Source organism: uncultured Lacinutrix sp., assembly GCF_947500605.1.
Taxonomy (GTDB): Bacteria; Bacteroidota; Bacteroidia; order Flavobacteriales; family Flavobacteriaceae; genus Lacinutrix.
In genome coordinates this window covers 1-17,070 of the sequence record NZ_CANMSJ010000008.1, presented here as the reverse complement: position 1 = coordinate 17,070, position 17,070 = coordinate 1, and the positions used below count along the sequence as shown (strand labels likewise).

Genomic DNA, 17,070 nt, shown 5'->3' with positions numbered 1-17,070 from the left:
TTTAATAAATAGATAATTTAATTTTAATAAATCATGTTAAACATTGCTATTGGAGTTATATTATCATTCATAGGTATTTTGATTGTTAAGTATTATGAAGAAAATTTAAGTGAACTTGGAGGACTCACATTTAAAATAAGAGTAGGAGGCCTAGGTCTTCTTATAATAGGTTTGTTTATTGTTTTAAAAGAATTTGATATAGTCTAACTTTTTGTCATTCCTGTGAAGGCAGGAATCCACATTAAGTTTTAATTTTATTATATATTCCTGCCTTCGCAGGAATGACAAAAAAGAGTAAGTTTTAAACAAAAAAATCCTATTCTCTCGAATAGGATTTTAAATTTTATAAAATTTGTTTCAGCCTAAATATTATTCAAAGCATCAACAAGTAAAGTCTTTTTGTTTCTACTTAAAGGAATCTCGTAAGAACCAACTTCAACATTTTTACTGTTAAATCGATCTACTTTATCCAAATTCACAATGTAGGATTTATGAATTCTTAAAAACTTACCTTCAGGTAGTTCGCCTTCAAAAGCTTTCATTGTAGATAGTACTACAAGAGAAGTGTCTTCGGTTACTAGTTTAACGTAATCACCAAGTGCTTCAATCCACTTAATGTCTTTAATATATACTTTACGTTTTTTAAGGTTACTTTTAACAAAAATATGTTCACCTTCAGTCTCGTTAAAGTCTAATTTAAGTTTGTGTTGTTCTAGAGCTTTGTCTACCGCTTGATTAAAGCGTTCACGATTAATAGGTTTTTGTAGGTAATCTGTCGCATCGTAGTTAAAAGCTTTAAATGCGTATTCTGTTTTTCCTGTAACAAAAATAATTTGTGGTTTGTTATTTAACACGTCTAATAGTTCGAAACCATTAAGTACCGGCATCTCAATATCTAAAAAGATAAGGTCTACCTTATGTGTATTCAAGCCATTTTTTGTTTCTAAAGCACTGCTGTATTCAGCAATGAGGTTTAAGGAGTTGTTATTCTCGATTAGCTTAACTATTGAAAGTCTTTGTATTGCCGAATCGTCAACTACTACACAATTTAGAGTCATAGCGTATATTTTATTTGGGTTTAATTATCGACAATGTTACAAAAAATTCGGATTAAAACCAAAAAACATCGCTTAAATGTAAATTTTAACAAATTTCATATTCCTAGTAAAGTAATAACTTAGTGATAGTGGAATAAGTAAGTCTATTATTTAATTAAAAAAGAATTGTGTGTTATTACAAAAAGAGTTATTTTTGCACTCATTTTAACACAAATAAATAGATTTTTATGAATCATTATGAAACTGTTTTCATCTTAAATCCCGTTTTATCTGATACACAGATAAAGGAAACAGTACAGAAATACGAAGAATTTCTTACTAGTAGAGGAGCAAAGATGGTATCAAAAGAAGATTGGGGACTTAAGAAGTTAGCTTACCCAATCCAAAACAAAAAAAGTGGATTTTACCACTTATTTGAGTACACTGTAGAAGGTGAACACATCAACGCTTTAGAAGTAGAGTTTAGACGTGATGAGCGTTTTATGCGTTACTTAACTGTAGCTTTAGACAAGCACGCGATTTCGTGGGCAGAGAGAAGAAGAGTTAAACTTAAACAAAAAGCGTAATTATGGCATCTATCGAGCAACAAGCAAAAGGAAAGAAAGAAGGAGAAATTAGATATTTAACGCCTTTAAATATTGACACGAACAAGCAGAAAAAGTATTGTCGTTTCAAGAAATCTGGAATTAAGTATGTAGATTACAAAAATCCAGACTGGTTAATAGGTTTTATAAACGAGCAAGGTAAAATTTTACCAAGACGTTTAACAGGAACTTCTTTAAAATACCAAAGAAAAGTATCTGTAGCAGTAAAAAGAGCGCGTCACTTAGCGTTATTACCTTATGTAACAGATTTATTAAAATAAAATTATCATAACAATGGAACTTATATTAAAACAAGACGTTGAAAATTTAGGATTTAAAGACGATGTTGTAACGGTTAAGAACGGTTATGGTAGAAACTTTTTAATTCCTACAGGTCACGCTGTATTAGCTACAACTTCTGCAAAGAAAGTATTAGCTGAGAACTTAAAGCAACGTGCATTCAAAGAAAAGAAAGAAATCGAAGATGCAACAGCAATTGCTGATGCTATCAAAGGTTTAGAGATTAAAATTGCTTCAAAAACTGGTCAAGGAGACAAGTTATTTGGTTCTGTAAACAACATTAATGTTGCAGAAGCATTAGAAAAAGAAGGTCACGCTATAGATAAAAAATTCATCTCAGTAACAGGTGGAAATGTTAAACGTTTAGGGAAGTATGATGCTTCAATACGTTTACATAGAGAAGTATCTGCAGAGATTCAATTCGAAGTTGTAGCACAAGCTTAAAAATACTTTTGTTAACGTTATGTTAATAAAATATTAATATTAAAAGCCACTTATTATAAGTGGCTTTTTTTTTTGTAGTAATTTAGTAGTGAATTAATTATGCGTGCATAATAGTATTAACAACAACATAACTCACTGCAAAATGAAAAAACAATTACTTTCAATTTTACTTATGTTTTTTGTCGCTGTGGCATTTGCTCAGGTTACGACATCTAATATAAAAGGTCTCGTTTTAGATGAGATGAATGAACCTTTACCAGGAGCCAATGTGCTTGCTGTGCATACACCAACAGGTACTAAGTTTGGTGGAGCAACAAATTTCGATGGTCGTTTTAACTTACTTAATCTTAAAGTAGGTGGTCCATATTCTATTACAATTAGTTTTGTAGGTTACAAAGAACAAGCTTTTACCGATGTTTATTTAACTTTAGGTAAAACGCAAAACTTAGACATTACTATGGCTTCAGATAGTCAGTCTTTAGAAACTGTTGTTATTACAGGAACAGGTGGAACTGGTACTTTTGGTAGCGATCGTACAGGAGCAGAAACTAGTGTAGGAAGAAGAGAGCTTACAAGTTTACCAACAATTTCAAGATCTGCTGCAGATTTTACTAGACTAGAACCTTCGTCTTCAGGAAACTCTTTTGGTGGTAGAAATGATCAATTCAATAATTTTAGTTTAGATGGTGCCGTTTTTGGAAACCCTTTTGGATTGGATGCTGCAACAGTTGGTGGGCAAACAGATGCACAACCAATTTCTTTAGATGCTATAGATCAAATTCAAGTATCATTAGCGCCATACGATGTTACACAATCTGGATTTACAGGAGCGTCTGTAAATGCAGTAACTAAAAGTGGAACAAACGAATTTCATGGTACTGTATATGGTTTTACTAGAAACGAAGATCTTACAGGTGGTAAAATTAAAGGAGAAGATGTTTTTAAAGCAGATTTAGAACAAACACAATACGGATTAAGTGTTGGTGGTCCACTTATTAAAAACAAATTATTCTTTTTTGCAAACTTCGAAAAAGATGAACGTACAGATTTAGGTGCACCTTTTACTCCTAATAGAGGTTCTGGTGCAGTAAATGAGTCTATTGTTGCAGAACAGGATTTAATGGATGTTAGTAATGCTTTATTAAACTTAGGCTATAATCCTGGGAGATACGAAGGTTTTAATTACAATTCGAACTCTACAAAAGGAATTTTTAAGATCGATTGGAATATTAACGATAATAACAGATTAGCAGTAATCTATAATTTCTTAGATGCATCAAAAGAAAAACCAGCACACCCAACAGCTATTGGTGTTAGAGGTCCAAGTTTTAGAACGTTACAGTTTGAAAACTCTGGTTACGAAATTAATAATAAGTTAAATTCATTTCAAATAGAATTAAATTCAACTTTACCAGGAGATGTTACAAACAAATTACAAATCGGTTATACTCATTTCGACGATTTTAGAAACCCGTTATCTGGTCCAGCACCAGTAATAGCTATTCAGGATGGAGCAGGTTCAAATTATATTATTGCAGGTCATGAACCATTTTCAATTAACAATAAATTAGACCAACGCGTTTTTCAAGTAACGGATAATATGAACTTTGTTAAAGGAGATCATACTTTTACTGTAGGATTTAACTTTGAAAAATTTGAATTTAAAAATTCATTTAACTTAGTTAATTACGAATCTTTCAACTTTGGTATCTTTCCTTATTACGGATTATTCTCTCCGTATCCGGATGTACAAACATTCTTAGACAATGCACAACCAGGTGGTGTTGTAGACCAGTATTTAGGAGCAACACAAAATGCTTTTAATCAATTTAATGCTAATGGAGATGGAAATGATGGTGGTTGGAAATTAGCAGAACTTAACGTTGGACAATTAGCTTTTTATGTTCAAGATGAATGGAATGTTACAGATAATTTTAAGCTTACTTACGGTATACGTTTAGATAAACCATTATATTTTGATACTGCAGATTTAATACAGAAATATATTAATACAGAAAATGGAGCTACAAGAGACAACTCTGTTACTTATTTTAATCCAAATACTAATGAAGAAGTTACTTTAGAGTCTACAAAATTACCAGACAGTAAACCATTAATTTCTCCAAGAGTTGGGTTTAATTACGATGTTAAAGGTGATAATACTTTTCAAGTACGTGGTGGATCTGGAGTCTTTACAGGTCGTTTTCCTTTTGTTTGGTTAGGTAACCAAGTAAGTGGAGCAGACGATGGTTTCTTTCAAATAATAGATCCAGAATACAAATGGCCACAAGTTTGGAGAACAAATATTGGAGGTGATTATAAATTTGATAATGGAGTAGTATTAACTGCAGATGTATCCTATACTAAAGATATTAATGGAGCGCATGTACAAAACTGGGGATTAAGAAACCCAACCGAAACTTTAAATGCACCTGGAGATAATAGACCAGTGTATGCAGATGGAGATAAAGGCAATAATGCTTACGTGTTTACAAACTCTAACAAAGGACGTATTTGGAACTATACATTAAAGGCTCAAAAAACGTTTGGAAAAGGTTTCTATACAAGTTTAGCTTATAACCATTTAGATTCTAAAGATGTAAACTCTATAGAAGCAGAAATTACAGGAGATGCTTTCGATTTTAATCAAGTATCTGGAAATGCAAATGATGCTGTTTTAAGTGCTTCTAAATATGGAGATAAACACAGATTTATAGGTGTAGCAAGTAAGAAATTTACTTATGCTAACGATAAATGGTCTACAACATTATCTACATTTTTTGAGTATGCACAAGGCGGACGTTTTAGTTATACTTATGCAGGAAACATAAATAACGATAGTTCAGGTCAGAATAATGATTTATTATATGTGCCAACAGCAGGAGAATTACAACAAATGCAGTTTTCTGGAACACCAGCAGAGCAAGCTACACAAGCAGCAAACTACGAAGCATACATTCAACAAGATGATTACTTAAGCGAAAAAAGAGGTGATTATACAGATCGCTACGGAGCATTAGCACCATGGAGAGGGAAATGGGATGTTAAATTATTACAAGATTATAAATTTAGCACAGGAGACGGAAAAACAAACACCATCCAAATAAGTGTAGACGTTCTTAACGTTGGAAACTTATTAAATAGCGATTGGGGAATTGTACAACTTCCTAATAATGTAAGTCCTGTTTCTGTGTCTGTAGACCAATCTACAAATACACCAACATATTCTTTTAACGAGTCTAATCAAGAAACTTTTGGTTATAACACGTCATTATTATCAAGATGGCAAGCACAAGTAGGAGTGCGTTACATTTTCTAATAACAAACCATAATAATTTATGTAAATTTGCGCTTCTAAATTTTTTAGAAGCGCATTTTTTATATAGAAACGTTTCTAATTTTTAAAATTAACTTTAATTATAACGCTTTCGCGGAAACACCAATTTATGAAGCATTTTTATTACATACTATTAGTTGCCTTTTTTGTGTCTTGCAAGAACGATGTTTCTAATACATCAACTTCAACTGAAGCTGAAACACAAACTATTAAAAAGTCAGCATTAATTGAAACTTTTAAATATTCGGAAAATGCAGCGCCAATTATAAGTGTTCATCGTGGAGGAAAAAGCATTAAAAATTATCCAGAAAACTGCTTAGAAACATTACAATATGTAAACGATAGTATTCCTGCTATTTACGAAATTGATGTTGCTAAAACCAAAGACGATAAGCTAGTATTATTACACGATAATACTTTAGAGCGTACAACAACAGGAACAGGAAAATTAACAGATTATACATACCAAGAGTTAAACACTTTTAATTTAGAAGACGATTTTGGAAACGAAACCACTTTTAAAGTGCCATTATTTACAGACGTATTAAAATGGGCAAAAACTAATAATGTAGTGTTAACTGTAGATATTAAACGTAGTGTGTCTGTACATGCAGTAATAGATGCTATTAGAGCAGAGAAAGCAGAAGATGTTTGCCTAATTATAACTTACGATATGGAACAAGCGCAAAGAGCTTATAAATACGCTCCAGAATTGTTGCTATCTGTTTCTGCAAGAAATGAAAAAGAACTAGGTTGGTTGTTAGACTCTAATATTCCAACAGAAAATATGTTCGCATTTACGGGTACACGTTTGTCTCCAAACGATTTTTATAAAAAAGTACAATCTCATGGTATAAAAACCATTTTAGGTACTTTAGGTAACTTAGATAGCCAAGCAGAAGCAAAAGGAGATGTACCTTATAAAGTTTGGCAAGAAAAAGGAATAGATGTTTTTGCAACAGATAGACCTTTCGCTGCAGCAAAGGCGCTAGGTGTTAAAAAATAGAATAATAAATTAATAATATTCCCGTTTTTTGGGAGCAAAAAAATATTTTTTTTGATGAAATATTCAAGACTTACAAAAGAACAATTTGAAGAATTAGAACAAGAATTTATTAACTTCTTGGCTACACAATCTATAACAGGAGACGAGTGGGTTAATTTAAAAGCCAATAAGCCAGAATTAGCAGAAATGGAATTGGATATTTTTAGCGATTTAATTTGGGAAGGTGTTTTAAATCAAGCTAAATATTTAGAACATATTTCGCCAAGCGATATTCATTTATTTGCATTAAACGAAGACCATATGCATTTGGTTGGTATTAAAGTGAAAGAAGAAGAGGTAGATTTAACTACTACTGAAGGTTTTAATTGGCTACGCGCTAATTTAATGCACGATAACGTAGAGTTTGTACAAGCTAAAAAAGACTACAGCGAAGAAAAAAACTTAGATAAGTTTACACTTATTCAGCAAGGCTCAAATATTACAAAAGGAGAGTTGTACGAGTATATGTTTAAGTTAATAAATTAACGAATTCTTGCGAAGGCAGGAATCTCATAAATAGTAGAAATAATTTTCTTTACTATTTCAAATTAATTCTTCTATTTTTGTCATTCCGCACTTGATGCGGAATCTAAATTTAAGATAACGTCACTTCGTGTGATTCTGAAATATTAGGAATCGTATCGAGAAGACCTAAAACAGATCCCTTTTTTTTAAGGGAATTATTATGGCACAAAAACCAAGCATACCAAAAGGAACAAGAGATTTTAATCCAGAACAAGTTGCAAAACGTAACTATATTTTTAGCACTATAAAATCCCAGTTTCAGACTTTTGGTTTTCAACCTATAGAAACACCAAGTTTTGAAAATAGCGATACTTTAATGGGAAAGTATGGTGAAGAAGGTGATCGTTTGATTTTTAAAATTTTGAATTCTGGTGATTATTTATCTAAAGTAAATGATGAATTATACGCTGAAAAAGATTCAAATAAAACGACAGCTAAAATCTCAGAAAAAGCACTACGCTACGATTTAACAGTGCCTTTTGCGCGTTACGTTGTACAGCACCAAAACGATATAGAATTTCCATTTAAGCGTTATCAAATGCAGCCAGTTTGGAGAGCAGATAGACCACAAAAAGGACGTTTTAGAGAATTTTACCAATGTGATGCAGATGTTGTTGGTAGTGATTCACTTTGGCAAGAAGTAGAGTTTATACAGTTATACGATAACGTATTTACAGCTTTAGGTTTAAAAGGCACAACTATAAAAATTAATAACCGTAAAATATTATCTGGTATTGCAGAAGTAATTGGAGCAAGCGATAAGCTTATCGATTTTACTGTTGCTTTAGATAAGTTAGATAAAATAGGAGAGGAGAAGGTAAAAGAAGAAATGTTAGGTAAAGGTATTCCGCAAAGTGGGATTGATAAATTGCAGCCATTATTTTCTTTATCTGGTGATTTTGAAGCTCAGATAGAAAGCTTAAAAGGTATTCTTAGTACTTCCGAAGAAGGAAAAAAAGGTATTGAAGAATTAGATTTTATAAACGAGGCTATTTCTAGTTTAGGTTTACAATCTGCAAAACTACAACTAGATGTTACTTTAGCCCGTGGTCTTAACTATTATACAGGTGCTATTTTTGAAGTTTCTGCACCAGAAGGTGTAAAAATGGGCTCTATTGGCGGCGGTGGAAGATATGCTGATTTAACAGGTGTCTTTGGATTAAAGAATGTAAGTGGTGTAGGTATTAGTTTTGGTTTAGATCGTATTTATTTAGTGCTTGAAGAATTAGGGTTATTTCCAGAAACCATTGCAAAGAGTACTGAGGTTATGTTTATTAATTTTGGTGATAAAGAAGCGTTGTTTTGTTTAAAAGCAGTTAAATCTTTACGTAAAAACGGTATTAATGCAGAATTATATCCAGATAAAATTACCAACGGTAAACACATGAAAAAACAAATGAACTACGCTAACAAGCGAGAGATTCCATTTGTGGTGTTAGTAGGCGAGGAGGAAATGAATACTTCGGTTTATACTTTAAAAAATATGATAACAGGCGAGCAGACTAAAGTGTCTTTAGAAACGCTTATTACTGCGGTTAAGTAAAACTTATAATATTGAATAAAAAAAGCCTGAAATTTAATTTCAGGCTTTTTTGTTTCTATATTGTATGTTCTGTAATATTATTTAATTAATATTTTTTTTGATAGCCTTTTAGACTCTGTGTTTAAAACAAGAATGTAAGTTCCTTTGCTTAAATTATTTGTTTGAATAACTATTTTATGCTCGGGAGTTACTAAGTTGTACTGTGTTTTTAATTGTCCGTTAAGGTTAAAGATTTCTACAGATGTAATGGTTTGAGAATTCGGATTATTAATTTTAATACTCTTAGTGTTGTTAAAAAATTGTAACTTTAATTTAGTGCCAACCACTTCTTGTGTTTCGTTATTAGCTTCAATCTCTGTAATATTTTCTTCAGCTTCAGCTTCTGTCTCTATTTCAACTTCAATTTCCTCTTCTTCATTAGAAGTAGAATCTTCGTTATTGTTTAGAAACCTTAATTCAAAACGGTTTAAATAAATACCAGCTGGTAAGTCTATAGTAAAGCCAGAATTACCTTTAATATTATGGTAGCTATTATTGTTATTATCGAAAATAGCAATTTCTAAAGCTTCAGGAACATTTATTAATTCGTCTATAGATATAGTGCTAACGCCATCTGTGGCAGTATGCAATCCTAGAGGTAGAACAGAATCTTGATTTATAATATCTATTCCTTGAATTAAAAAGGTTCTAGTTCCAATCATCCAATACATATCGTCTGGATGATTTTCAAAACTTTCAGCATCATATCCAAAGTCAATACCAGCTGTTGCGTTACTGTCTTCGGTTACTAATATTTGTCTGTGAATTTGGTTTGCAGAAGAAAACCCTAAACGAATTTTCATTCTTTCGTCTCCATTAGTTTGAGCGAATGCGTTAAAGAAAGCGGTTAAAAAAAGAATGGATAATAAAGGTGATTTTAGCGAGGGAGCCGTCATTTGTTGGTTGTTTTTAATAGCGTTATTAAAAGGTTAATAACTCAAATTTATGACTTAAAGTGAGTAGCGAGTAATATTATCTGTGATTAACCCATAAAAGCGATTTGGTGATTTTTTTTGCATTTTTTTAGGATTAAATACATTATTACAATTTTTATTATTTAATAATAAGTGTATTACGCAGTTTGAGGTTGTATTTTGTTGCTGTTTTATTAAAAATAATAAAGCCCTAAAGAAGACTTTAGGACTTTGGATAATGAAAAAAACTTAGAAAATATTTGAAAACTTGATATTGGTTATTTAATTAGGACTTTTTTAGATAACCTACCATCTTTTGTCTTTATTTCTATAATATAAGTTCCAGCACTTATATTGTTAGTGTTAAGTTTTATGCTGTTTTGGTTTTTAAGATTATTATAAACAATTACAGATTGACCTAGCACATTATACATTTCAACTTTATTAATTTTTTTAAGCTTAGGATTATTTATCACAATAGATTTGCTATTGTTTGCAAAATAAAACTGAATATCTGTTTTCGATGTTTCGAAATCGTCTGTACTTAAAGAGTTGTCCTCGCTAAAAAGCAATTCGAATCTGTCTAAATAAGTTCCAGAAACGATATTAAAACTATAACCAGAATTATTTTTAATATTATGATAAGTGTTATCTTCTTTATCTAAAAGGATAATATCTAAAGAGTCTGGAATATTGTTTAATCCATCAATTTGAATAGTACAAAGTCCATTTGAAGAGGTGTTAAGACCTAAAGGAAGAGTAGTGTTTTCATCGATAGTATCTATACCTTGAATAAGAAAATTACCATTTTCTATTATCCAGTACATATCACTAGGTTCTTCTGTGTTCAATTCGGCATCATAGCCAAAATCAATTCCAGATGTTGCATTTTCATCTGCAGTGACTAGTAATTGTCTGTGTGTGTTGTCCGGACATGTAAAACCTAAGCGAACTTTTGGTCTTTGGTCTCCATTAGATTGTGCGAATAAGTTGGTAGAAAGGGTTATTATTAAAAATAATAATAGAGCTGGTTTGTTAGTAGGTGTTTTCATAAGTAGGTTTTTTTTTGTAAAAAATAACTTAAGAGGGATCAGCTATATATTGTGATTAAAAATATATTTTTTGTAAATATACTAAAATAATCGATTAAGAACCTATTTATTCGTTGTAATGAGTGAAAAAAATATTGATTTTCTTTAAAATGTGTTTAGTCTAGTTAATTAAAGTTTTGATATACTGTGATTTAAGATTAGTTTTTGAGAATAAAAAAATCCCTAAAAAAATTTAGGGATTTTAAAAATATGTACTTTAATTTAAAGAAAATCGATATGGTTTTTATTCTATTAAAACCTTTTTAGATAGTTTACCTTCGTTTGTTTGTATTTCTAATATATAACTACCAGTGCTAATATTATTTGTTTTAAGTTTTATGTAATCTTGATTTTCAAATTCATTATACATTACAATAGATTGACCTAAAATATTAAATATTTCGACTTTAGTAATGTTTTTAAGCATAGGGTTATTTATTACAATACTTTCGTTATTGTTTGCAAAATAGAATTGAATACCTGTTTCAGACGTTTCGAAATTTTCTGTGCTTAAAGTATTGCTATCACTAAAATGAAGTTCGAATCTGTTTAAGTATTCTCCAGCAGGTAAGTCTATTGAAAAATCAGGGTTGTTTCTAATGTCATGAAATGTATCTGTAACAGTATCGTAGATAAAAATTTCTAAACTAGCAGGAACGTTTTCTAAAGCATCAATTTTAATTGAATTTATACCGTCTGTATTTGTTTTTATTCCTAAAGGAAGAACAATTCCGGCTTCAATTTCATTAGTACCTTGTATGCTAAACTTGTTATTATCAACAAGCCAAAACATATCTGTATTTAATTCTTCAGTATTTTCTGCATCGTATCCAAAATCTATTAATTCTGTTGCGTTACTGTCTCTAGTTACTAGTAATTGTCTGTTAAACGAATCTGAAGAGATAAAACCTAGTCTAATTTTTAATCTATTGTCTAATTGATTATTTGTATTACTACTCGATTGTGAACTACTGTTTCTTAAGAATACAGAGTTTACATTTTCCTTTTGAAACGCACGTTGGTTATTATTAAAGTTAATAGAACCACCATCTGCTGTTCCTGTAATAAAGAAACCTTGTGCTACAGGAATATATTGTCCTGGTGTTTTTGTCCCATTACCACCAGTAGGGTCTGGAGCACCAGTATCGTAGTTATATTTTACTGCTGGAATACCACCAGAAAGATTGTAAATAGCGTAACCTCCTTGGTATCCTACAGTATTGTGTGTACCACCTCCAAAATGTTCCCAGTAATAAATTGCTCCTGTTGTTTCTGTATTATCTAAAATAAATTTATTAGCATCCATTGCAGAAGCATAAGGGTTACCAACTAAATAATCTTTTTGGTTATCTATGTTAAGAGTAATTGCACCATTATTAGGTTTTCCTTCTAATATATAGTTTTGTGACAATGCTAAGTTGTTACCTGTGTCTGTAACACCTTTCATAGAGAAACCTTCACCAGCTAACATAGAACCAGTGCTTCTAACATGTTCCCAATTGTAGTAATTTGTAGATAAATTTGCGTATTTCCAAATCCAAAAATCTGCAATACCAATTGGTGTTCCTGGAGCAGACGGTGTTCCATTATAGCTATTGGTAATGAAATTGATATTTAAAGGAGCGTTAGGATCTGATCCATCATTAAATATTTGCGGCACATTATAGCTGTTATTATTTGTTGTGCTGTTGCTAGCTCCTACGGGAGATGACCAATAGTTATAGGTGTATAAATCTTGAGTACCTTGTTGATCGCGCTCTAAGGTTCCAGAACTTGCACTATCTAAATCAGAATTATGTGTTTGTATTAACTGAGACTCTCCATCTAAATCAATTTTTCCATCTAATTTTAAATAGTGAGAAACTGTTAATCCGTTTCCTGAGTTTGTACTAGTATCTCCTGTTAAAGTTAATTTGTTTGCTATAACGTTAAGCGATAATACTGAGCGATTGTTATTGTTTGCTGATGGTAATGAAGCGTTGTCTAAATCTATATTATGGCTAGTTTCAACAATGTTCCAATCTACAGTAATGCTATTATCTACTATAGATGTGGTACCAGGAATTGTTTGTACGTTTCCATTAAGCCAAGTAGAATTTAAGTCCCAATTTGTTCCAACAGCACTTTTATAAGGTAATGGAGCTGTTTGGAAATCTACAGTGTTTAAGTTTCTTAAAGCACCTTGTATATTATTGCCTGATTCATCATTCGTATTTGTGTATGTATATATAGACATTGGGTAATAGCCGGCCAAATCTGTCCATGGTATTGATGCTACATCATTTTTTGTGATTGTTGTAGGTACAATTTTACCACTTACAAAGTTTGAATTGTTTTCAATTTCTTGATTCATGATGTATTGCAATTGAGCTTGTGTTAGCTCTGTATCCCAAATTCTAACTTCGTCAATATTACCTCTAAAATGTCTTGTAGGCGTAGTTTTTCCAGCTGCAGCAATGTGAAAAGACTGGTTTGTACTAACTGGAGGAGTTCTATTTGCAGATCTATCAAAAACGCCATCAATATACAGGTATAGTCTAGTACCATTGTAAATAGCGGCAACATGGTGCCATTCGTCATCAGGAATTGTGGTTGAAGTAGCTAGTTGTTGTGTACCATTACCATTAATCCAACGCATTTGAATTTTGTTATTATTTAAGATTCTAAAATCATAACCTTCTGTAGATCCTTCGTCGCATTTTGATAGTATTGAAGCAGTACCGCTATCTGCCGCATCTCTTTTAATCCAAGAAGAAATTGTAAAGCCAGATGGATTTAAATCTAAAGCATCTTCCATGTCAATGTAGTCAGCAGTACCATTAAAATATATAGAACGTTCTACTATTGTTTGTGGAGCATATCCGAAAGTAATATATTTTGTTCCGTTAAAATCGTAATCAGTTATTAAGTTTGAACCATCAATTTCCATAACTCTATAATCAGCAGTAGGATCAAATACAGGAGTATTAGAGACAAACATGTAATAGTTACCTGGAGGACTAATGTTCCTAATCGCATTTTGTGGTATAGAAATTTGTACTTTTCCAATATCTCCACCATTTTCAACAACTTTCCAAATACGCTGCATGCCTAAAAAGCTAACAGGAGTAGATAGGCCAGATATCCCTGAACTCATATCTACAGATATAACGGTTGGAGCTGCGTCTAAACTTGCATTGTTATTTCCCCAAACTAAAAAGTTTTCATTAGCTATAGTATTTGTGTTATTTGTTTTATTTAGGCTATTTGTGTTATATATCTCAGTTAAGCCCATGGTTAAAACACCTTCAATAGGACCTGTAGCATCGGTAGCATTATTAATACTGCTAGATTGTTTTTGGTTTAATTCTGCAATATCATCACGACCAATAGCTGCAATATCATAATTAAAACCTAAGTTGGCCGATTGATCCCATATTACATTGCCTTGACTATCTACATAATCTTGTGAAACACCATTAACTCCTAAAGTAATTCCGTATTTAATAGCTAGATATGATTGTATTCTATTGTGTTCTTGAGTAAGGTTATTATCAGATTTTCTAGAGTTATAAGTAATTACTTCTGCAATACGACCATTAAAACTTCCATTCCAGTATTGACTTCTTCCTAACCAATATCTTCCGTTATTTATAGTAGTGTATCTAGATATGTCGTTAGTTTCATTACCAACTTGGTTGGCATTGAAATATAATTCCATATCGGAATTAGTTGCATTTTGTCTAATATTTATTATTTGAATTTGATTGTAATCTGTTCCCGAATTTGTATCTGCTCTTGCGTAACCATTTTCTGTTGGATTATCAATTGTTTCACTAGTGGTCCCAATACAATAAGTTAATCTTTCGTTTGAGATTCTTCCGGTATAAGAACCATATCCAAAACCTGTTACATCTTCAGCATAACTTTGTGCCAAAGGATCAGAACTTGTAAAAGTATCTAAGGGAATCATAGAGCTTGTAACTTCTGGATTTGGCATTAAAACAACAAACATATCATTAGAGTTAAAACCTCCAGTGCCTTTTAATTCATCTCTATTAGTAAGATATGTCATGTCAGCATAGGCAGTGGTATTGTCGTTTTCGAACTCAATTACAGGATTAAAGTTCATGTTTTTTGAAAGATTATCTCTGTAAACAGGTTCTTGTCCAGGTACCACTACTTCAGCGTGATTTCCTTTACCATTATCTACCCATTGTGAGACGTTAGATCCATCAGAACCATAAGTTGTTCCATCTAATTGATCTGCCTTTAGCCATAAATCTAGATTATTAGTTACACCTCCTGGTCCAGTAGTTGGTGTATTAAATATTGTGCCAGAAATAGTTATATCATCAATCATAACGTAATCACCTATAGTGCTAGCATCGCAACGAATTCTGAAACGACCGGGAGTTAAGAGAGAAAATGAATAATCTGCTGCCATTAAAGTAGCAGTCTTACTATAGTATATTACTGAGTTTGAATTTTGGAAGTCTGCAGATTTTGATGCTACATTTCCAGATACAAATCTAGCAACGGTCTCCCAGCTTGAAAAAAGGCCACCATCATGGTATTCAACAAAAAAATCTTCACCATTTTCCATGCTGGATACCGTGAAGAAAAATTTAACATCAACTTTATCATAAAGAAATAAACTGTAAGATGGAGATGTCATAGAAGAATCATCACCAAGATTATCTCTTAACCAAAAACTATTACTTCCACCGTAGGCATAAGTAGTACTAGTATTACGGTAAGCTTCCATAGCTCCAGTCCAACCTTGATTTCCAGATTCAAAATCGTAAAAACCAAGAGTAGTTACAGTTTGTGCATTCGTAGTTTGAGTATTAATTAAGCTGTAAAATGCTATAATAAAAAGTAAGGTTGTTTTAAGGGGATAATTTTTCATAAGCGATTATGTCGATTTGGGAAAATCTATTTTAGTATTCGTATACAAACGTACGGTAAAAGAAAACTGTTTTAGTATTCATATGCAAACGTACGGTAAAACTCTATTAAATGCAAATATAGTCGATGAAATACATGTTTTGTTTTCAGTTTGCTGATTTTTAGAAGATTATAGTTTTATTAAAAGTGTTTTTTAAACTTATAAAAATGTATTTCGTCGGATTTTTTTGAATTAAAAACAAAAAAAGTCGAGCAATGGCTCGACTTTTTTGATGTTAAAATATTTGTTCGATTAAAATTTAATTAATTTTTGAGTATGAATTGTTATACTTTTAGAAGTAGCTATTTTTAAGAAATATGGAGCTTGATCTAATTTTTCTAATTCAGTAACTTTAATTTTTCCATTTAATGGAGTAGAGTTCTTTCTATAAATAATTCTACCATTTAAGTCGAAAATTGTAATTAATAGACGTTCATTATTTAATCTTAATGGCAGTTTGATGTCTATATAAGAATTAAATGGGTTAGGACTGATACTTATGTTTTCATTTTCAAATTCAATAGTTCCTAAAGTTTCTTCATCAAAGCCATCACAATTTTCATCAATACCGTTTTGTGGAATATCAGTTGCATCAGGATTAATAGAATTATTAGTATCGTCGCAATCGGTATCATCAGAAACGTAGCCCATTGGTTGAGTACAGTCTAAAATCGAATTATTGGCATCTCCAAATCCATCATTATCTGTATCAGCATAGTAAGTGATAGCTGTGCCATCATTAGTTACTTCCCACATACATGTAGTTTCATTAAACGTTGCAGTTTCATAGCATTCCGTTGTAGGTTCTGTTTGTTGTGTTCCAGTTACTACCCAAGTACAATATGTTGAAGAGTTTTCATCGGTATCAAACGTTGCAGTTTCGTAACATGCTGTTGCAGGTTCTGTTTGTTGAGTTCCTGTTACTACCCAAGTGCAATATGTTGAAGAGTTTTCATCGGTATCGAACGTTGCTGTTTCGTAACATGCTGTTGTAGGTTCTGTTTGTTGTGTTCCAGTTACTACCCAAGTGCAATATGTTGAAGAGTTTTCATCGGTATCGAACGTTGCTGTTTCGTAACATGCTGTCGCAGGTTCTGTTTGTTGTGTTCCAGTTACTACCCAAGTGCAATATGTTGAAGAGTTTTCATCGGTATCAAAAGTTGCTGTTTCATAACATGCTGTCGCAGGTTCTGTTTGTTGTGTTCCAGTTACTACCCAAGTACAATATGTTGAAGAGTTTTCATCGGTATCGAACGTTGC

Annotated in this window: 13 protein-coding genes; 8 read left to right on the top strand and 5 right to left on the bottom strand. The window is 31.8% G+C overall.

Annotated features, from left to right (window positions below; genetic code table 11):
• Positions 1 to 33 precede the first annotated feature (33 nt).
• Positions 34 to 207, top strand: coding sequence for a hypothetical protein (locus tag Q0935_RS11590; RefSeq protein WP_160318801.1), 174 nt, complete (start codon positions 34 to 36; stop codon positions 205 to 207).
• A gap of 155 nt (positions 208 to 362) precedes the next feature.
• Here Q0935_RS11590 and Q0935_RS11585 read toward each other — a convergent pair whose 3' ends face one another.
• The gene (locus Q0935_RS11585) at positions 363 to 1,058 is read right to left on the bottom strand and encodes a LytTR family DNA-binding domain-containing protein (protein WP_100995371.1); all 696 of its coding nucleotides are present in this window, start codon (positions 1,056 to 1,058) and stop codon (positions 363 to 365) included.
• A gap of 227 nt (positions 1,059 to 1,285) precedes the next feature.
• Between Q0935_RS11585 and rpsF the strand changes: the two genes are divergently transcribed.
• From rpsF to hisS, 7 genes are all read left to right on the top strand, one after another.
• A complete protein-coding gene (gene rpsF / locus Q0935_RS11580) occupies positions 1,286 to 1,624 on the top strand; it encodes a 30S ribosomal protein S6 (protein ID WP_055436602.1) in 339 nt (112 codons plus the stop codon).
• Positions 1,624 to 1,923 (top strand): 30S ribosomal protein S18, encoded by a 300-nt coding sequence (gene rpsR / locus Q0935_RS11575; protein ID WP_198520124.1) that lies wholly within the window; start codon positions 1,624 to 1,626, stop codon positions 1,921 to 1,923. The genes rpsF and rpsR overlap by 1 nt, the downstream gene beginning before the upstream one ends.
• A gap of 13 nt (positions 1,924 to 1,936) precedes the next feature.
• Positions 1,937 to 2,386 (top strand): 50S ribosomal protein L9, encoded by a 450-nt coding sequence (gene rplI, locus Q0935_RS11570; RefSeq protein WP_299254516.1) that lies wholly within the window; start codon positions 1,937 to 1,939, stop codon positions 2,384 to 2,386.
• A gap of 142 nt (positions 2,387 to 2,528) precedes the next feature.
• Positions 2,529 to 5,705 carry a carboxypeptidase regulatory-like domain-containing protein gene (locus tag Q0935_RS11565; RefSeq protein ID WP_299254519.1) on the top strand — a complete coding sequence of 1,059 codons (3,177 nt, stop codon included), beginning with the start codon at positions 2,529 to 2,531 and terminating at the stop codon, positions 5,703 to 5,705.
• Positions 5,706 to 5,832: 127 nt separating this feature from the next.
• Entirely contained in the window at positions 5,833 to 6,729 is an 897-nt protein-coding gene (locus tag Q0935_RS11560; RefSeq protein ID WP_299386070.1) for a glycerophosphodiester phosphodiesterase family protein, read from the top strand.
• 54 nt (positions 6,730 to 6,783) lie between these two features.
• A complete protein-coding gene (locus Q0935_RS11555) occupies positions 6,784 to 7,254 on the top strand; it encodes a DUF6495 family protein (RefSeq protein WP_299254525.1) in 471 nt (156 codons plus the stop codon).
• 199 nt (positions 7,255 to 7,453) lie between these two features.
• Positions 7,454 to 8,836, top strand: a complete 1,383-nt coding sequence (gene hisS / locus Q0935_RS11550; RefSeq protein ID WP_299386067.1) for a histidine--tRNA ligase — start codon at positions 7,454 to 7,456, stop codon at positions 8,834 to 8,836.
• Between the two features lie 77 nt (positions 8,837 to 8,913).
• Here the strand turns inward: hisS and Q0935_RS11545 are convergent, their stop codons facing one another.
• The 4 genes from Q0935_RS11545 to Q0935_RS11530 form a co-directional block, all read right to left on the bottom strand.
• A complete protein-coding gene (locus Q0935_RS11545; RefSeq protein ID WP_299386065.1) occupies positions 8,914 to 9,771 on the bottom strand; it encodes a T9SS type A sorting domain-containing protein in 858 nt (285 codons plus the stop codon).
• A 296-nt stretch (positions 9,772 to 10,067) separates the two neighbouring features.
• Positions 10,068 to 10,841 carry a T9SS type A sorting domain-containing protein gene (locus tag Q0935_RS11540; RefSeq protein ID WP_299386062.1) on the bottom strand — a complete coding sequence of 258 codons (774 nt, stop codon included), beginning with the start codon at positions 10,839 to 10,841 and terminating at the stop codon, positions 10,068 to 10,070.
• Positions 10,842 to 11,124: 283 nt separating this feature from the next.
• Positions 11,125 to 15,771, bottom strand: a complete 4,647-nt coding sequence (locus tag Q0935_RS11535; RefSeq protein WP_299386061.1) for a LamG-like jellyroll fold domain-containing protein — start codon at positions 15,769 to 15,771, stop codon at positions 11,125 to 11,127.
• 291 nt (positions 15,772 to 16,062) lie between these two features.
• On the bottom strand, positions 16,063 to 17,070 hold a 1,008-nt coding region (locus Q0935_RS11530), incomplete at its 5' end, for a T9SS type A sorting domain-containing protein (protein ID WP_299386059.1).

What these genes read in the sequence shown, in the direction of transcription:
- Q0935_RS11555 (WP_299254525.1), top strand. Translation starts at nt 6,784, where the DNA reads ATGAAATATTCAAGACTTACAAAAGAACAATTTGAAGAATTAGAACAA.
- Q0935_RS11545 (WP_299386065.1), bottom strand. Translation starts at nt 9,771, where the DNA reads ATGACGGCTCCCTCGCTAAAATCACCTTTATTATCCATTCTTTTTTTA.
- Q0935_RS11585 (WP_100995371.1), bottom strand. Translation starts at nt 1,058, where the DNA reads ATGACTCTAAATTGTGTAGTAGTTGACGATTCGGCAATACAAAGACTT.
- Q0935_RS11560 (WP_299386070.1), top strand. Translation starts at nt 5,833, where the DNA reads ATGAAGCATTTTTATTACATACTATTAGTTGCCTTTTTTGTGTCTTGC.
- rpsF (WP_055436602.1), top strand. Translation starts at nt 1,286, where the DNA reads ATGAATCATTATGAAACTGTTTTCATCTTAAATCCCGTTTTATCTGAT.
- Q0935_RS11540 (WP_299386062.1), bottom strand. Translation starts at nt 10,841, where the DNA reads ATGAAAACACCTACTAACAAACCAGCTCTATTATTATTTTTAATAATA.
- hisS (WP_299386067.1), top strand. Translation starts at nt 7,454, where the DNA reads ATGGCACAAAAACCAAGCATACCAAAAGGAACAAGAGATTTTAATCCA.
- rplI (WP_299254516.1), top strand. Translation starts at nt 1,937, where the DNA reads ATGGAACTTATATTAAAACAAGACGTTGAAAATTTAGGATTTAAAGAC.
- Q0935_RS11590 (WP_160318801.1), top strand. Translation starts at nt 34, where the DNA reads ATGTTAAACATTGCTATTGGAGTTATATTATCATTCATAGGTATTTTG.
- Q0935_RS11565 (WP_299254519.1), top strand. Translation starts at nt 2,529, where the DNA reads ATGAAAAAACAATTACTTTCAATTTTACTTATGTTTTTTGTCGCTGTG.
- Q0935_RS11535 (WP_299386061.1), bottom strand. Translation starts at nt 15,771, where the DNA reads ATGAAAAATTATCCCCTTAAAACAACCTTACTTTTTATTATAGCATTT.